Source organism: Pseudomonas sp. 2995-1, assembly GCF_002742505.1.
In the GTDB taxonomy this organism is placed as follows: Bacteria; Pseudomonadota; Gammaproteobacteria; order Pseudomonadales; family Pseudomonadaceae; genus Aquipseudomonas; species Aquipseudomonas sivasensis.
In genome coordinates, this window is the sequence record NZ_LJSA01000154.1 from 1 (window position 1) to 341 (window position 341).

At 34.3% G+C, this 341-nt stretch carries 1 pseudogene; it reads left to right on the forward strand.

Annotation, left to right across the window (positions count from 1 at the left end):
• Positions 1-263 (forward strand): annotated as a pseudogene (locus tag AOA61_RS00485) (hypothetical protein); the annotation flags it as partial.
• Positions 264-341: the final 78 nt, after the last annotated feature.

The following is a 341-nucleotide window of genomic DNA, read 5'->3' on the forward strand; positions in this document are numbered from 1 at the left end:
ATGCAGTAGAAGACTATATTATTATTACAACAGAATATTATTGGCAATGGGATCTTAGAGGTACAGGATTATCCATTTGGGAATATAGAGATGTGATGACGAAAGTGATGCAGTCTGGAGGATTAGAATGGTATGCTACAGATGACCCTGAAATTTGTTCACATCCTGCAAATTGCTTAATGGCTAGAATAGGAAGTCGTGTATCTCCTGAAGCTATTCATGAATTTAATCGAGTCAGATTTAAGCACAAATATATGTTATAAGCATCGTGTTAAAGGAGAGAATTTAATGAAGTTGAAGGATATTATGATTAAAGAAGTAATTACTTCCACTCCTAGAAC